Source organism: Ferruginibacter sp., from assembly GCF_031391665.1.
Classification (GTDB): Bacteria; Bacteroidota; Bacteroidia; order Chitinophagales; family Chitinophagaceae; genus Ferruginibacter.
Genome location: NZ_JANMUN010000193.1, coordinates 1 through 15,542, shown reverse-complemented (window position 1 = coordinate 15,542; position 15,542 = coordinate 1). Strand labels below are relative to the sequence as shown.

15 protein-coding genes are annotated in these 15,542 nt (G+C 36.7%); 11 read left to right on the top strand and 4 right to left on the bottom strand.

Going from position 1 to position 15,542, the window contains the following annotated elements; genetic code table 11:
- Positions 1–255 precede the first annotated feature (255 nt).
- Entirely contained in the window at positions 256–1,977 is a 1,722-nt protein-coding gene (locus ACY651_RS14460; protein WP_462253974.1) for a peptide MFS transporter, read from the top strand.
- Positions 1,978–2,053: 76 nt separating this feature from the next.
- Complete coding sequence (locus ACY651_RS14455) at positions 2,054–3,718, top strand: peptide MFS transporter (protein ID WP_462253972.1); 1,665 nt, start codon at positions 2,054–2,056, stop codon at positions 3,716–3,718.
- A gap of 97 nt (positions 3,719–3,815) precedes the next feature.
- On the opposite strand, the gene ACY651_RS14450 is transcribed toward ACY651_RS14455, so the two are convergent.
- Entirely contained in the window at positions 3,816–5,009 is a 1,194-nt protein-coding gene (locus ACY651_RS14450; protein ID WP_462253970.1) for a DUF1501 domain-containing protein, read from the bottom strand.
- A gap of 147 nt (positions 5,010–5,156) precedes the next feature.
- On the bottom strand, positions 5,157–6,605 hold the full coding sequence (locus ACY651_RS14445) for a DUF1800 domain-containing protein (RefSeq protein ID WP_462253968.1): 1,449 nt from the start codon (positions 6,603–6,605) through the stop codon (positions 5,157–5,159).
- A 211-nt stretch (positions 6,606–6,816) separates the two neighbouring features.
- Here ACY651_RS14445 and ACY651_RS14440 point away from each other — a divergent pair, with 211 nt between their 5' ends.
- Positions 6,817–7,869, top strand: coding sequence for an alkane 1-monooxygenase (locus tag ACY651_RS14440; RefSeq protein ID WP_462253966.1), 1,053 nt, complete (start codon positions 6,817–6,819; stop codon positions 7,867–7,869).
- Between the two features lies 1 nt (position 7,870).
- On the opposite strand, the gene ACY651_RS14435 is transcribed toward ACY651_RS14440, so the two are convergent.
- Both ACY651_RS14435 and serS read right to left on the bottom strand, forming a co-directional pair.
- Positions 7,871–8,335, bottom strand: coding sequence for a hypothetical protein (locus ACY651_RS14435; protein ID WP_462253964.1), 465 nt, complete (start codon positions 8,333–8,335; stop codon positions 7,871–7,873).
- 72 nt (positions 8,336–8,407) lie between these two features.
- Positions 8,408–9,679 (bottom strand): serine--tRNA ligase, encoded by a 1,272-nt coding sequence (gene serS / locus ACY651_RS14430; protein WP_462253962.1) that lies wholly within the window; start codon positions 9,677–9,679, stop codon positions 8,408–8,410.
- Positions 9,680–9,889: 210 nt separating this feature from the next.
- On the opposite strand from serS, the gene ACY651_RS14425 reads away from it, so the two are divergent.
- The 8 genes from ACY651_RS14425 (at position 9,890) to gmk (ending at position 15,181) form a co-directional block, all read left to right on the top strand.
- On the top strand, positions 9,890–10,243 hold the full coding sequence (locus ACY651_RS14425; protein ID WP_462253960.1) for a hypothetical protein: 354 nt from the start codon (positions 9,890–9,892) through the stop codon (positions 10,241–10,243).
- 9 nt (positions 10,244–10,252) lie between these two features.
- A complete protein-coding gene (locus ACY651_RS14420) occupies positions 10,253–10,993 on the top strand; it encodes a peptidylprolyl isomerase (protein ID WP_462253958.1) in 741 nt (246 codons plus the stop codon).
- A gap of 100 nt (positions 10,994–11,093) precedes the next feature.
- Complete coding sequence (gene gcvH, locus ACY651_RS14415; RefSeq protein ID WP_462253956.1) at positions 11,094–11,471, top strand: glycine cleavage system protein GcvH; 378 nt, start codon at positions 11,094–11,096, stop codon at positions 11,469–11,471.
- Between the two features lie 6 nt (positions 11,472–11,477).
- Entirely contained in the window at positions 11,478–11,891 is a 414-nt protein-coding gene (locus tag ACY651_RS14410; protein WP_462253954.1) for a VanZ family protein, read from the top strand.
- Positions 11,892–11,937: 46 nt separating this feature from the next.
- Positions 11,938–12,705, top strand: a complete 768-nt coding sequence (locus ACY651_RS14405) for a DUF4290 domain-containing protein (protein WP_462253952.1) — start codon at positions 11,938–11,940, stop codon at positions 12,703–12,705.
- A 123-nt stretch (positions 12,706–12,828) separates the two neighbouring features.
- Positions 12,829–14,130, top strand: a complete 1,302-nt coding sequence (murA, locus tag ACY651_RS14400; protein ID WP_462253950.1) for a UDP-N-acetylglucosamine 1-carboxyvinyltransferase — start codon at positions 12,829–12,831, stop codon at positions 14,128–14,130.
- Between the two features lie 53 nt (positions 14,131–14,183).
- On the top strand, positions 14,184–14,579 hold the full coding sequence (locus tag ACY651_RS14395; RefSeq protein WP_462253948.1) for a hypothetical protein: 396 nt from the start codon (positions 14,184–14,186) through the stop codon (positions 14,577–14,579).
- A gap of 23 nt (positions 14,580–14,602) precedes the next feature.
- Positions 14,603–15,181: a guanylate kinase gene (gmk, locus tag ACY651_RS14390; RefSeq protein ID WP_462253946.1), complete on the top strand. Its 579-nt coding sequence runs from the start codon at positions 14,603–14,605 to the stop codon at positions 15,179–15,181.
- The last annotated feature ends 361 nt before the right edge of the window (positions 15,182–15,542 follow it).

Sequence of the window (15,542 nt, the reverse complement as noted above, 5' to 3'; positions counted from 1 at the left end):
GCAAATGCATGTTCCCTGCCGCCGGAGCCAATTAAAAGAATATTCATGAATTGTTTAAAAAGATTAAATGGGTTAAAGATTTTTAGATTGCGAATTTAAAATTATGGCAGCGCATTTCAAGAATAATTTTTTAAATGGTAATTTATTGTAACGCTTCATTTTAAAATTGAAGGGCTTAAAGTAGTTGTACTAAAAAGAAAATCGCTATTTTGAGGTATTAAAATCAACTAAACAAGCATTTAAAAACCAACAAATATGAGTGAACAAGCAGTAAAAAAACAAGGGCATCCAAAAGGATTGTATGTATTATTTGCTACAGAAATGTGGGAAAGGTTCAACTATTACGGAATGAGAGCCATTCTTATACTATTTATGACCAAAGCTTTACTCTTTGATAAGGTTTTAGCATCTCAGCTATATGGTAGTTATACAAGCTTAGTTTACCTAACCCCATTAATTGGGGGTATTATTGCCGACCGGTATTGGGGAAATAAAAGGTCGATTATAACTGGCGGTATTTTGATGGCTCTAGGTGAATTTATACTTTTTTTCTGTGCGTCTCTTTATCAATCGGCGCCAGATGTTTCTACTTTTCTATTTTTTACTGGTTTAGGATTTATGATTACCGGTAATGGATTTTTCAAACCAAATATTTCTTCTTTAGTTGGTCAATTGTATCCAAAAGGTGATAGAAGAATTGATCCGGCATATACAATCTTTTACATGGGTATTAACGTTGGAGGTGCACTAGGTCCGATTTTATGCAGCATGGTGGGTGAAACGGGAAATCCAGCAGATTTCAAATGGTCTTTTTTAATTGCAGGTATTGGAATGGTGCTGAGTGTAATCATTCAAAAAATTTATCAGGATAAATATTTAAAAGATCCCGAAGGAAATGAACTTGGTAATGAACAAAAAAACATGCCTGCATTTTTAAAAAACCCAATTACCTCTTCATTATGTTTAGCTGGCTTAGCGGCTCTTTTTGTTGGAATGGTATATTTAGATGCCAAAGTATTTTCCTATATATTTTACCTACTAATTGGCGCATTAATCTTAATTGCCTTTCTAATTTTTGGTGATAAAACACTTTCCAAAATTGAAAAGCAGAGGATTGTAGTAATTTTTTCAGTGGCTTTTTTTGTCGTTTTCTTCTGGAGTGCTTTTGAACAAGCAGGTGCATCATTAACCTTTTTTACTGATGAACAAACTAACAGAAGATTAAATTTATCAGTTCCCGTTTGGGCAATTAATTTAATATCACTTGGCTTATTAGCATATGTAGGTGTCTTGTGGAAAAAAGCAATTAAAAATTTAAGAGAGCATGATAAGTCGTTACTTATTGGTGCTCAAATAGTAATGGCAATAATAGCAATAGGGCTTCTTTATTTTAATGTGAATTTCTATTTAAATGGGCAAAGTAACTGGAATGTAGAGGAAATTGGAGCTGGAGCATTTCAGTCATTAAATTCCGTATTTGTTGTTTCGCTTGCACCGTTATTTGCCTGGCTTTGGATTAAATTAGGCAAATACGAGCCATCAAGCCCAACTAAAATGGCCATTGGTCTTTTACTATTATCTATAGGTTATTTAGTAATTGCAATGGGTGTTAAAAATTTACAACCAGGTATTAAAGTAAGTATGTTATGGATAACCAGTTTATATTTTTTGCATACTTGCGGTGAGTTGTGTTTATCACCAATTGGTCTTTCTTTAGTAAATAAATTATCTCCATTAAAATATGCAAGCTTATTAATGGCAGTATGGTTTTTAGCTAATGCTTTTGCAAATAAACTTGCTGGGGTATTAAGTGCATTATATCCAGAATCAGGAAAGACGACAGTATTTTTAGGATATAAAATGGAAAATCTTTATGACTTTTTTATTCTTTTTGTAATCCTTTCGGGAGTTGCTTCATTAATTTTATTTTTACTTACAAAAAAATTACAAAAGCTCATGAATCTTTCAGATAACTAATTTTTCTTTTTCTATAATAAAGGCGACTACTTACTAAGTCGCCTTTTTATTTATCTTACCATATAAAAAACAAAGCATGAGCAGCATTCCAAAACATCCAAAAGCACTCCCTTTTTTATTCTTCTCCGAAATGTGGGAACGCTTTGGTTACTACCTGATGATTGGTATTTTTTTGCTTTACCTCAAAAATGTAGAACATGGTTTTGCCATGACCAACAGTGAAGCGTCTGATTTGTATGGCACTTTTATCGCACTGGTTTTTCTTACCCCTTTTATTGGCGGATTGTTAGCCGACCGTTATTTTGGTTACCGCAGATCTATCATTGCCGGCGGACTAATGATGGGTGCAGGTTATTGCATGATGGCAGTACACAACCTGCCCATGCTGTATTTATCCATGACGCTGGTAATTGTGGGTAATGGTTTTTTTAAACCCAACATCAGTACACTGCTGGGTAATTTATACAGCACCCCGCAGTTTGAAAAAAGAAAAGATGAAGGCTATAATATTTTTTACATGGGTATTAATATTGGTGCATTCATTTGTAATTTTTTTAGTGCTGCTATTATAATTGTATGGGGGTGGAAATATGCTTTTGTTGCTGCAGGTGTGGGTATGTTTTTGGGTGTTATCATTTTTATGCTGGGCACCAAACATTATACTTCCGGTGATATAAGAAAGCCGATGACCAAAGAAGATATGCCTTTTTCTAAAATTGTACTTACCATATTTATACCAGCTGTAATTGCCGGTGTAATTGGATGGCTTATAAAAGGCACCGCAAGTGCGGCTAACCCAGACAGTTCTATCTTTGGCTCCGACTCTACAGATGCCTTCATCTTTGCCTGCATACCGGTTATTTATTTTTATTCGTCTTTATATTTTAGAGCTGCCGCTGAAGAAAAACGCCCCATTGCAGCACTGTTAGCCATTTTTGCAGCGGTGGTTATGTTTTGGGCAGTGTTTAAACAAAACGGAACTGCCCTTACCATTTGGGCAGATAATTATACTAACCGGCAGGTGCATGGCACAACGGCAGCTATTTTTAAAGGTTTGAGCCAGGCCAAAGACGTTACCTATAAAAAAGATACGGTGGAGCAATATGATGGCTTATTCAGATTACAAAAGAAAGACGGTGAAGTAATTAAAGAATATGATTACCCTGTTTACTTTAAAAATGTTGCGCCACAAAATCTGCCTGCTGATGGTGCTAAAGCTACTTTATGGTCAACACCAATAAGCCAGTCAATTAACCCGGGTTGGGTAATTTTGTTAACGCCGCTAATTGTGGCATTTTTTGCTTTTTTACGAAGAAAAAATAAAGAACCCTCAACAGCTACAAAAATTGCATTCGGATTATTTATTTCTGCATTATCGGTTTTGGTAATGGTAGCTGCGGTTTATGTAACCGGCAATGGTGCCGAAAAAGCAAGTGTGTGGTGGTTGATGGGCACTTACGGTGTAGTTACCATTGGCGAATTATTATTAAGCCCGATGGGTTTATCGCTGGTGTCAAAATTAAGTCCGGTGCGTATTACATCTTTAATGATGGGTGGATGGTTTTTGGCTACTTCTATCGGCAATAAATTATCGGGCATACTTGCCACCATGTGGGATGGTTACGAAGACAAAGCCAATTTCTTTTGGGTAAATTTTGTTTTACTGATGATTGCTACCTTCATCATTTTTGCCATGCTTAAATGGCTGAACAGGATCATGAAAGAAAAGGGGGTAAAATAAAAGTGTACTGATATAAAAATAAATGGGCCACTTTTTACAATTGGCCCATTTGCTTTTTTGTTTTCATAAAAGGTAAGCTGCCAACAATAACTGGCGCTTAAATAAAATTCAACGTTTCAAACTTTCCGCCCAATATCATTTTATCATCTGCACCCAGCCATTTATTTAATACTGTTGCATACACATTTTTAAAATCAACCTTGTGCTTTAAATCACCTTCATTTAAATCTGAAAGATCGGGCATGGCATTTAAAACACCTTTTTGTTTTAAACCGCCGCTTATAAAAAACATATTGTTAGCTGTACCATGGTCGGTACCGCCGCTGGCATTTTGCGTAACCCTGCGGCCAAATTCGCTGAAGGTCATCATCAGCACATCGTTAAAACGGTTGTTCTTTTTTAAATCGTTGGTAAAAGCTTTTACAGCATTGTTCAGTTCAGTAAACAATCTTTTTTGCTGGCCTTCCTGGTTTACATGGGTATCGAAACTGCCTAACGAAACATAATATACTTTGGTGTTGATATCAGAAAGAATTAATGAGGCAATAGTTTTTAAATCTTTACCCAAATTAGTAGCAGGGTAAACTTCATTAGTGGGATGCGTTTTGCTTTGCTGATAAATATAATCGGCACTGCTGATAGTTTCGCTCATGGTTTTGTACAGATAATCTATTGTTTCTTCATCTGTTTGATGATTGGCATTGATATCTTTAAAATATTTACCGTTACTGCTGTTGAATAATTTTTTAGGGTCTTTAAAAGCAAGCCCTTTGCTTTGCTCGCCTTTTAATGCAAGGCTTAATACATCATCCAACTCCATGGCCTGTGTGGGTTTGTCGCAACCCTTACACTGTGCATCTAAATAGCGGCCAACCCATCCCGTATTTACATACTCGTTACTGGCACTGGCGCTGTGCCAAATATCCATACTTCTAAAATGGCTCCGGTCGGGATTAGGATAACCAACACTGTTCATTATAGCTAAATTTCCATCATCATATAATCCTTTAAAAGCTTCCAGTGCAGGGTTCAATCCTGTTTCGTCGCTTACAATTAATGCTTTATCTTTTGCAATACCAATACCTGGCCTTGCTTTATAATAAATATCGTTACGTACCGGTATCACCGTATTTAATCCATCGTTGCCGCCACTGAATTGAATTACCACTACCACTTTATTGCCCGGTGGCACCATCATTGGTTTTTCGAAAGCCTTTAAAAATTTAGGCAGCATAAAAGATGCAGTGGCCAGTGAACCAACCTGCAAAAATTCTTTCCTTTTTATCAACATAAGAATAATTTTAGATTTTAGAATGCAGATTTTAGATTTTTTTAAAATCAGGCACTCTGCAATTTTTTAAGCTTTATTTTTTATTTAAGAGATGCATTTTAAATTTTAAACCTGTCGGCAGGCAGGTCGTAAATTTCAAATCTACAATCAGCACAGTTGGTACTCCGGTGTACTCATTAAATTAACAATGGCGCTTTTAGTAAAATTTTCTCTGCTGGCATTGTTTAAATATTTTTCCAGCAGCGTATCGCTTACATGTGCCTTTGTCTGTAATACTGTAGCTGTTATTTTTTGTAATAATTTTTCCCTGGGGGTTTGTTCAAAAATTTTTGCCACCAGTTCCCAGTCTGTTTTTGCAGTGCCGCCTTTTACTGCATCTTTTAATTTTTTTGCGCCAGCTTCCATCATACCCATTTGCACATCATCATCTGCTTTGGGTTGAATATCCATCACATCATTAGCGGTTAATATTTGAGGAATACGCAACCGCAGCATCAGGCTGCTGCTGTCTATCCAGGTTTTACCACCGGCCCAGCCGGCAACATTGGGCGGATAAAATAAAATTTGCCCTAAAGTTTTTTGAAATAATAATTGCGACTGATCATTCTCCATTTCCATGGGCAATAACCTTCTTATGCCTGCCAGCAATTCAATGGGAGATTTTATTTTGGTACCAATATTTTTTTCTTCGTAAAACCAATCGGCAGTAAAAATATCTTCCATTAGTTTTTTAATATCATAATCATTTTTATAAAACCTGCTGCTCAGCCATTCCACTTTTTCATCATCCACTTTTTCGTTTACAAAATATTTATAAATTTTTTTGGTAATGAATTTTGCCGTTTGCTTTTGCTCTAATAAAAGATTCAATACATCATCGCCATCAAAGTTGCCGGTTTTGCCAAGCACTGTTTTACTGTTGGTGTCATGCTGGTTTTTTCTAAATTCAAATTCGCCACTTAAATTATATCCCCAGCCGGTAAAAGCCCTTGCGGCTTCTTTAACATCATTCTCTGTATAATTGCCACGTCCCATTGTAAATAATTCCATCACTTCCCGAGCAAAATTTTCGTTAGGTTTTTTCTTTTTGTTTTGCTGGTTATTTAAAAATTGCAGCATCGAAGGGCTTTTGCTTACTGCAATTAAAAGGTCTTTAAAATTGCCTAAAGCATTTTCTCTTATAATTTGTAAAAGCTCCTGCTGAAAATAACTGTTAATTACACGGCATGCAAAATGCCCGTGCCAAAACAAGCTCATCTTTTCTCTTAACTGGGCTTCGCTGTTTATCATTTCTTCCAGCCAAAGAATGTTTAAATTTTTCAGATCGTCACGGGATTGTTCCCTTCTTTTTTTTTGCTGCTCCCTTTTTGTTTCTGGATTTTGCATTTGGGCTACATCCATTATGCCTTTGTATAAGCCATCCGCAAGGTTTTGCGCCACTTCAATTTTATCGGGCTTTTTAGCCGAAGTTTTCTCCAGTAATTTCCATAAATCTTTAGAAGATACGGTATCAAGTGCTGCAGCATTTTCGGCCATGGGCCCAAAACCTGCACGCCATAATAAATGTTGATTTTTTAAACGGTTGGATACTGCCATAAAATATTGTAAGGTTTATGTGCTTAATAAGTAACGATGCATGGACTCACTTAATTATCAAAGGTTTAAAATTTTATGATTAAATTTTGTTAACACTGCTTTTATTTTTCTTTAGCGTAAACCGAAGGTGTTTTATAAGCAAGTTAAGTTTATTAAACGCTGTTGTGCCTTTCAAATTGTTTTTATTACCTTGGCAAAGAATAATTGCTGTATGACGATAAAAGTGTTTAAATATTTATCCCCCATAATTGTATATGTACTTGCCTGGCTGGCATTTACACAAAACGGATGGTTAACCTGGTGCCCCATTATTTATGCCTGGGTTTTATTACCCCTTGCCGAACTTTTTATAAAGCCCGATGAAAAAAATATGAACGCTGCCGAAGAGGAGCTGGCAAAAAACAACAGGCTTTACGATTATATGCTTTACCTGATTGTGATTTTACAGTTTATTGCTTTGTATAAGTTTTTATCAGTGATAAATGAACCTGGTTTAAATGGATGGGAAATTACCGGCCGTGTTTTTAGTATGGGTTTACTCTGCGGCACATTTGGTATTAATGTTGGGCATGAGCTGGGCCACAGAATAAATAAATTCGAGCAAACACTTGCTAAAGTTTTACTTATGACATCCCTTTACATGCATTTTTTTATTGAGCATAATAAAGGCCATCATAAAAATGTAGCTACTCCGCAAGACCCCAGCAGTGCCCGTTTAAACGAACCTCTCTATACTTTTTATTTAAGAACAATTGTTTTCTCTTATTTATCTGCATGGAAAATCAGCAATGAAGAAATGAGAAAAAAAGGTTTATCAGTCCTCAACATAAAAAACGAGATGCTGCAGGTACATCTTATTCAAATAATTTTTGTTGGAGTAATATTTTGGATTTTTGGAAGCATTGTCGCATTGTATTTTTTGTGTGCCGCCGCAATTGGTATAGCGCTTTTAGAAACTGTAAATTATATTGAGCATTACGGCCTGCAGCGTAAAGAAACTGCAGCGGGAAAATACGAACGTGCTATGCCGCAACACAGCTGGAACAGCAATCATATTTTTGGAAGATTAATGTTGTTTGAGTTAAGCCGCCACAGCGATCATCATTATTTAGCCAGCAGAAAATACCAAATATTACAGCATCATAATGATGCACCACAATTACCCACCGGTTATCCCGGCAGTATGATTTTAGCATTACTGCCACCTGCATGGTTTTATGTAATGAACCGAAAAATAAAACAATTAGAAAACAGCGGCGGTTAAATTATCTTTTGGCATTTACCTTTACATAAGCCAGTACATTCTCTTTTTCAATTTCTGTTAACTGGGCTTTTGTTGCCATTACCTGCATAATGCTTATCCATCTGTCGGCAGTGTAATCTGTAGTAACTTTTAAACCGTGGCACTTGCCGCATTTTGCATTAAATGTAGATTGGCCAAGCATTTCAGGAGATTTTGTACCCGATCTGTCCGTAGGAGTTCTTGTTCCCTCTGGAGTAGATGGAACTGATGGTACAGCAGCAGGAGAAGCCGGTGTTGATGATGGCGATGGCGCAACCGGCGTATTACCAACTGGTGCACTGTTGCCTAATTTTGGCGTTGTTTCCGGTGTGGCAACTGCAGACCCGGAATTAGAAGACATAGGTGTTGACGACGCTTGAGGCGATATTTTTTTTGCACAACCCCAAACAAATATTGTTACAGTAATAATGGTAAATATTCTTTTCATAATTATTTTTTAAGGAATTATAAATATAAGCGGTTTAAATAAAAGTGTTGCCGAAAGCCCTGCATTTTTTTGTTAATGAATAGTTGTGGCGCCAAAATAACTATGCAGCACTTCGGGTAATTTTATTTCGTTTGCTGTTTGATTATTTTCTAACAAACAGGCCATTATACGTGGCAATGCCAGGGAAGATCCGTTTAAAGAATGCACCAACTGTGTTTTATTATGCTCATCTTTAAAACGAATTTTCATCCGGTTGGTTTGAAAAGTTTCGAAGTTGCTTACCGAACTTACCTCCAGCCATTTTTGCTGTGCGGCACTGTACACTTCAAAATCGAATGTGAGTGCGCTGGCAAAACTCATATCGCCACCGCACAAATTTAAAATGCGGTAAGGCAATTGCAAGCTTTGCAATAATTTTTCAATGTGCGCTACCATCTCTTCATGTACCTGGTAACTTTTTTCAGGATGTACCAGCTGCACAATTTCTACTTTATCAAACTGATGCACCCTGTTCAATCCCCTTACATCGCTTCCAAAGCTTCCAGCTTCTCTTCTAAAGCAGGGGGTGTAAGCCGTCATCTTTATGGGCAGATCATTTTCCTTTACAATTTCATCCCGGTAAATATTGGTAACCGGTACTTCTGCCGTGGGTATTAAATAAAAACCATCCGCAGTTATATGATACATCTGTCCTTCTTTATCGGGCAATTGACCAGTGCCGTAAGCACTGGCTTCATTTACCATCAGCGGCGGTAAATATTCTGTATAACCTGCAGCAGTATTGTAATCTAAAAAATACTGTACCAATGCCCTTTGCAGTTTTGCTCCTTTACCTTTAAATAAAGGAAAGCCACTGCCCGTAATTTTGGCGCCGGTTTCAAAATCTACCAGATCATATTTTTTTATTAAGTCCCAATGCGGCACTGCTGTTGCTGCAAGCGTTGGTTTTACTCCGCCTTCTTTTACCACTTCATTTTCTTCGGGGGTTTTACCTTTTGGTACAGATGTATATGGAAGGTTTGGCAATGCTACTATTTCATCATGCAATAATTTTTCGGCATCGGCTAATTGTTGCGCTAATGTTTGTAAAGATGATTTGTATTGTGCTACTTCCTGCTTTTTGTTTTCCACCCCCTCTTGCTGGCCTTTACCCATCAGCATACCAATTTCTTTACTGGCCGCATTAATAGTGGCTTGTATGCTTTCGCTGTCTACTTTTAATTTACGTACCTGTTCATCCAAAGCCACCACTTTATCTACCAATGATAAATCGCCAAAGTTTTTTACACTTAATCTTTCTTTTACCAAAGCTGTATTTTGGCGGATAAAATTTATCTGTAACATCTGCTTTAAAAAATTTTGGCAAAGGTAAGGTTTTGATTTTTTTTGTTACCAGCTTTTGAGCCCCTGATTTAGCAGATGTGGCGACGCTCCATTCAACTGTATAACTCTTCTCATCTTTAATTATGTTTTGCAAATCCTGTATCAATCTGTTACATGCTTAGTTCCCCCTTCAGGGGGCGGAGGGGGCTGTATTTATATTATATTTGCACCATGCAGCATGTAAAAGACGATTTGCAGGTACGGTGGTTGAAGCTTCGCATTAAACTTAAAGAACGCTTTGGTATAAAACCCGATATGGACGGTATTCTTTTTTTAATAGGTATACAGGAACTGGGCAGCGGCAAGCAGGAATTTACCAAAGAGCAAAAACAGGATTTAATGCACATTGCAGTTTGCACCATTTTATCGGCCAGCGGTTATTATGTTTTATCGGGCCACGATGAAGATAACTGGCCGCATTTTGAACAACTAAAACCCCTGCCCGGTTATATAATGATTGAACAGGAAAATTTTTTAAAAGATCATGTATTACTCTATTTTCAAACCCAAAAATTTATTGACTGATTATTTTTTATGACAAAATTTAAAATCGTATTCGCCCTGTTATTTTCTGCATTAATTGCATTTAATGCCAACGCACAGGTTAAAAAAGCACCGGTAAAAAAGAAACCTGTTATTGTAAAAAAAACTGTAGTACCTAAAGCCCCTGTTGCAAAAAAACTACCCGGTACAAGAATAAAAATTACTACCGATAGCGGTGTAATTGTTGTAAGGCTGTATGATAAAACGCCATTACACCGTGATAATTTTATAAAGTTAGTTACCGAACATTTTTACGACAGCCTTTTATTTCATAGGGTGATACAAAGTTTTATGATACAGGGCGGCGATCCGCAAAGTAAAACTGCTGCTCCCGGAATTCAGTTAGGTGGCGGCGATATTGGTTACACTATTCCTGCAGAATTTGATACCGCATTATTTCATAAAAGAGGAACATTAGCCGCAGCAAGAATGGGAGATGATGTTAATCCAAAAAAAGAAAGCAGTGGCTGCCAGTTTTATATTGTGCAGGGCAAAAAATGGACTGATGAAGAAATAAATATGATGGAAATGCAGACGGGCAAAAAATTTTCTGCCTTAAAAAGAAGGATGTATAAAACTGTTGGCGGTACTCCATTTTTAGATATGGGCTACACGGTATTTGGCGAGGTTGAGAGTGGAATGAACGTAATTGATAAAATTGCAAGTGTAGAAAAAGACGGCGCCAACAGGCCACTAGGAGATGTAAGAATGAGTATGGAAATGGTAAAATAAAAGTTTAAAGGTTTAGGCGTTTAGAAGTTTAGGGTTTGTAACCGAAAAACTTTATTTTGCACCCTGATTTTAATTTTTAAAAAAATTTAATTGAAACAATATGAATTTTCCTGCAAACCTGCGCTACACCAAAGATCATGAATGGATTTCAATGGAAGGTGATATTGCCACCATTGGCATTACCGAATTTGCCCAGGGCGAATTAGGAGATATTGTTTATGTGGACATAAGCAGTAAAGGAAAAAGCTTTGCTGCCGAAGAAGTTTTTGGTACAGTAGAAGCAGTAAAAACGGTAAGCGATTTGTTTTTGCCGGTTAGTGGAACAGTAACAGAAGTAAATGCTGCTTTAGAAGCGCAACCCGAATTAGTAAACTCCGACCCATATGGAGCCGGATGGATGATAAAAATGAAAGTAGATAATATTGCCAATGTAGAAGCGTTAATGGATGCAGCGGCTTACCAGGCATTGGTAGCTTAAACTAAAATGGAAATTTTAATCAATTCAACCTCTACCATAAAGGCAAAAAAATTTATCCCAGGCATAGCCTGGTTTTTTCTTATTCTTATTGCAGTTTGCATACCGGGTTACGATTTACCCAAAGTAGATAAATGGATGATAAACATAAATTATGATAAGCTGATACATGTGGGCTTATTTGCGGTACTGGCAGCTTTATTTATGCATCCCATTTCAAAATCTGCTTTATCTAAAAAAGAAAAATGGCAATACTTTATTAAAATAGCTATTGCTACAGCAATTTGGGGCTTAACCACAGAACTTATTCAAAAGTTTTTTGTACCCAGCCGCAGCTTTGACCTTACCGATTTTTTGGCAGATGTTCTTGGAGGTGTGATTGCCTTGTTTTTTTGTAAAAAATATTTTTTAAAAGCTGCATAAAGCCTTCCAGCTTGTTTGCCAGCCATAACTTTGTTATATTTGTACTATGCTAAATGTAGATGAAATGGAATACAACACGGGTCGTAACCATCTTATTATGAAAGAATACGGACGCCACATTCAAAAAATGGTGGAGTACCTGCTTACTTTAACTGATAAGGAAGAACGCCAACGTAATGCTTATGCTGTAATAGAATTGATGGGGTTTTTAAATCCGCACTTAAAAAACGTAGAAGATTTTCGGCATAAATTATGGGATCACCTTTTTTTAATAAGCGATTTTACTTTAGATGTTGAAAGCCCTTATCCGATACCAACAAGGGAAACACTAAAGGCAAAACCAGATGTATTGGCTTATCCAAAAAGATACCCCAAGTTTAATCACCTCGGTAAAAATATAGAAGTAATAATTGACAAAGCATTAAAAGAAGAAAACCCCGAAAAGAAACAGGGCTTTGCAAATGCTATTGCTTATTACATGAAATTAACTTACAGCAACTGGCATAAAGAACTGGTGCATGATGATAATATACAAAGCGAATTAACGGCCATTACAAAAGGCGAACTGGAGTTTAATACAAGGCCATTTGTAAAACACCGCACCGATAACCGCAGCGAAGATGATTATGGTGGTGGAAGAACTAACGGCTACCGCAAAAATTTTGGTGCAAGAAATAACACCGGTGGAGGAAGAGATAACCGTGGCGGTAGTGGTGGAAGAGATAACAGAGGTGGTGGAGGTGGAAGAGATAACCGTGGCGGCGGAGGGGATAACAGGAATAATAACAACAGGAATTTTAAAAAGAGGTATTAACCCTTACACGAATTAAAACGAATTACACTAATTATGGTACCTGATTTTAAAGTCAGGTATTTTTATTTTCAGTGGTGAAAATTCGTGTAATTCGTTTTAATTCGTGTAATAAAAGAATATAGCATGCAATCATTTGAAGTTAGAGGCGGCAAAAAACTATTTGGAGAAATTACACCACAGGGTGCTAAGAACGAAGCGCTGCAAATCATTTCTGCAGTGTTACTAACGGCTGAAAAAGTTACTATAAAAAACATTCCCGATATTATTGATGTAAATCTGTTGATTGATTTATTGGGAGAAATGAATGTAAAAACTGAAAGAGTAAGCAGAGATACCTGTATTTTTCAGGCCGATAATGTGGATGTAGAATATTTACACAGCGAAGCTTATCATAAAAAAAGTGGCAAACTCCGTGGCTCTGTAATGCTTGCCGGTCCAATGCTTTCAAGATTTAAAAAAGCCTACATCCCCAAACCAGGCGGTGATAAAATTGGCAGAAGAAGATTAGATACGCATATCATAGGTTTTGAAAAATTGGGTGCAAAATTTTCTTATCACGAAGATGGATTTTTTCATTTAGAGGCAAATGAATTAAAAGGCACTTCATTACAATTAGATGAACCCAGTGTAACCGGCACCGCAAATATTTTAATGGCAGCCGTTTTGGCAAAAGGCACTACATCAATTTATAATGCAGCCTGCGAACCTTACCTGCAGCAGCTTTGCCGCATGCTCAACAGTATGGGTGCAAAAATAAAAGGCATCGGCAGTAATTTACTGGTGATAGATGGTGTGGACGCATTAGGCGGAACCACACACAGCATGTTACCCGATATGATTGAAGTAGGCAGTTTTATTGGCCTTGCTGCAATGACGCAAAGTGATATCACTATTAAAAATGCAGGCATAGAACACTTGGGTGTTATTCCTGAAAAATTTCAACAACTGGGTATTCAATTAAATTTTAATGGCGATGATATTCATATCCCTTCGCAGGATATTTATGAGATACAAAAATATATGGATGGTGGAGTACTCACTATTTATGATCATCCATGGCCGGGCTTTACACCCGATTTATTAAGTATAGTTTTAGTAACCGCTATACAGGCAAAAGGCAGTGTACTCATTCATCAAAAAATGTTTGAAAGCCGTTTATTTTTTGTAGATAAACTGATTGATATGGGGGCACAAATTATTTTATGCGATCCTCACCGTGCGGTAGTAATTGGTTTAGAAAGAGAACAGCAATTGCGTGGCATAACGATGAGCAGTCCTGATATACGTGCCGGCGTAGCTTTGCTAATTGCTGCATTAAGTGCACAGGGCAAAAGTACTATTCAAAATATTGAACAGATTGACAGGGGTTATCAAAATATAGATGATAGATTAATGAAATTGGGAGCAGATATAAAACGGGTTTAATAGAAATTAAAAACTATAAAGTGCCTATCAATTTAAAAATCTTTTTTTATTGCTTGTTGCTCATTGCTTTATTGGCCTCCTCCTGCCAAAATAAAACCCAAAAACTTATTGCAAAAAAATGGGATTGTGTACAGGTAGAAAACCTTGCTCCAATTGACAAGAGTTTTAACAATCCCAAAGATTCTGCTATAGCAATACAAACAGAAGCAGCACTTAAAGCATTAAGCTGGACGTTAAGCAGCAACAATACCTATCAATGCAGTATTGGCGAAAGAACAACCACACAGGGCACTTACGAAATAACACCTGACGAAAAAACACTTACCCTCACTTCAATTACAAAGAATACTGAAAACAGTTATTTAATAACCTCCCTATCCGAATTTGAATTAACACTAACGAGTACAGGAACAAATGTTCCGTTGATTTTACATTTTCGGCCTCATTAAAAAAATAAACATTTTCTTTGCTTATGCCGTTGTACCAAAACAAAATCCTCATCATTACAGCTCCTTCCGGTGCCGGTAAAACTTCTATTACAAAACACCTGATGCAGCATTTTCCGCAACTGGCTTTTTCAGTTTCTGCGGCTACACGCCAGGCAAGAGGTACCGAAAAAGATGGGGTGGATTATCATTTTATAAGCACGGATGATTTTAAACAAAAAATTCAACACAACGAATTTATAGAATGGGAAATGGTGTACGAAGGAAAATATTACGGCACCTTAAAATCTGAATTAGAAAAAATATGGCAGCTAAATAAAATACCGGTTTTAGATATTGATGTAAAAGGCGCCATTCATGTACAGCAGCAGTTTCCCCAAACTTCCTTAAGCCTTTTTATAGAGCCGCCTTCGGTTAGCGAATTAAAAAAGCGTTTACATAGCCGTGGTACCGAAACAGCAGAATCTATTGCAGCAAGGGTAAACAAAGCAGCTTACGAACTTTCTTTTAAAGATCATTTTAATAAAGTGGTAGTAAATGATGATTTACAAAAAGCCTGCATAGAAGCCGAAATGATTGTTTTTGGCTTTATTAACAAAATATAATAAAAAGTAAAAAGCATTTTTTTAGAATCGTTTAATACATAAGTAGTTTATTTATACTGCAAGTTTGTAATAAAAGCTGCCTGTATCAATAAGACTTAATGATGCGATAGTAAAAACACTACGCAATCACTCTGCAGGATGATGCCGCAAATATCTGTAAATTTTAATATTTTACGAAACAGTACACTTAAACCCATCATTAAAAAAATCTTCTTTATTTTTATAGTATGGATTGGATGGCCCTTATTGCAATTATCGCTTCATTGTTACTCATCGGTTTTTTTTCCGGTATAGAAATAGCATTTGTATCTGCTAATAAATTATCTGTTGAATTAAACAGAAAGCAGGGTACTTACAGCGG

Excerpts from the sequence above, each read along its gene's own strand:
- gmk (WP_462253946.1), top strand. The coding sequence starts at position 14,603 with ATGCCGTTGTACCAAAACAAAATCCTCATCATTACAGCTCCTTCCGGT.
- ACY651_RS14455 (WP_462253972.1), top strand. The coding sequence starts at position 2,054 with ATGAGCAGCATTCCAAAACATCCAAAAGCACTCCCTTTTTTATTCTTC.
- ACY651_RS14435 (WP_462253964.1), bottom strand. The coding sequence starts at position 8,335 with ATGAAAAGAATATTTACCATTATTACTGTAACAATATTTGTTTGGGGT.
- ACY651_RS14460 (WP_462253974.1), top strand. The coding sequence starts at position 256 with ATGAGTGAACAAGCAGTAAAAAAACAAGGGCATCCAAAAGGATTGTAT.
- gcvH (WP_462253956.1), top strand. The coding sequence starts at position 11,094 with ATGAATTTTCCTGCAAACCTGCGCTACACCAAAGATCATGAATGGATT.
- ACY651_RS14450 (WP_462253970.1), bottom strand. The coding sequence starts at position 5,009 with ATGTTGATAAAAAGGAAAGAATTTTTGCAGGTTGGTTCACTGGCCACT.
- ACY651_RS14405 (WP_462253952.1), top strand. The coding sequence starts at position 11,938 with ATGCTAAATGTAGATGAAATGGAATACAACACGGGTCGTAACCATCTT.
- ACY651_RS14425 (WP_462253960.1), top strand. The coding sequence starts at position 9,890 with ATGCAGCATGTAAAAGACGATTTGCAGGTACGGTGGTTGAAGCTTCGC.
- ACY651_RS14440 (WP_462253966.1), top strand. The coding sequence starts at position 6,817 with ATGACGATAAAAGTGTTTAAATATTTATCCCCCATAATTGTATATGTA.
- serS (WP_462253962.1), bottom strand. The coding sequence starts at position 9,679 with ATGTTACAGATAAATTTTATCCGCCAAAATACAGCTTTGGTAAAAGAA.
- ACY651_RS14420 (WP_462253958.1), top strand. The coding sequence starts at position 10,253 with ATGACAAAATTTAAAATCGTATTCGCCCTGTTATTTTCTGCATTAATT.
- murA (WP_462253950.1), top strand. The coding sequence starts at position 12,829 with ATGCAATCATTTGAAGTTAGAGGCGGCAAAAAACTATTTGGAGAAATT.
- ACY651_RS14410 (WP_462253954.1), top strand. The coding sequence starts at position 11,478 with ATGGAAATTTTAATCAATTCAACCTCTACCATAAAGGCAAAAAAATTT.
- ACY651_RS14445 (WP_462253968.1), bottom strand. The coding sequence starts at position 6,605 with ATGGCAGTATCCAACCGTTTAAAAAATCAACATTTATTATGGCGTGCA.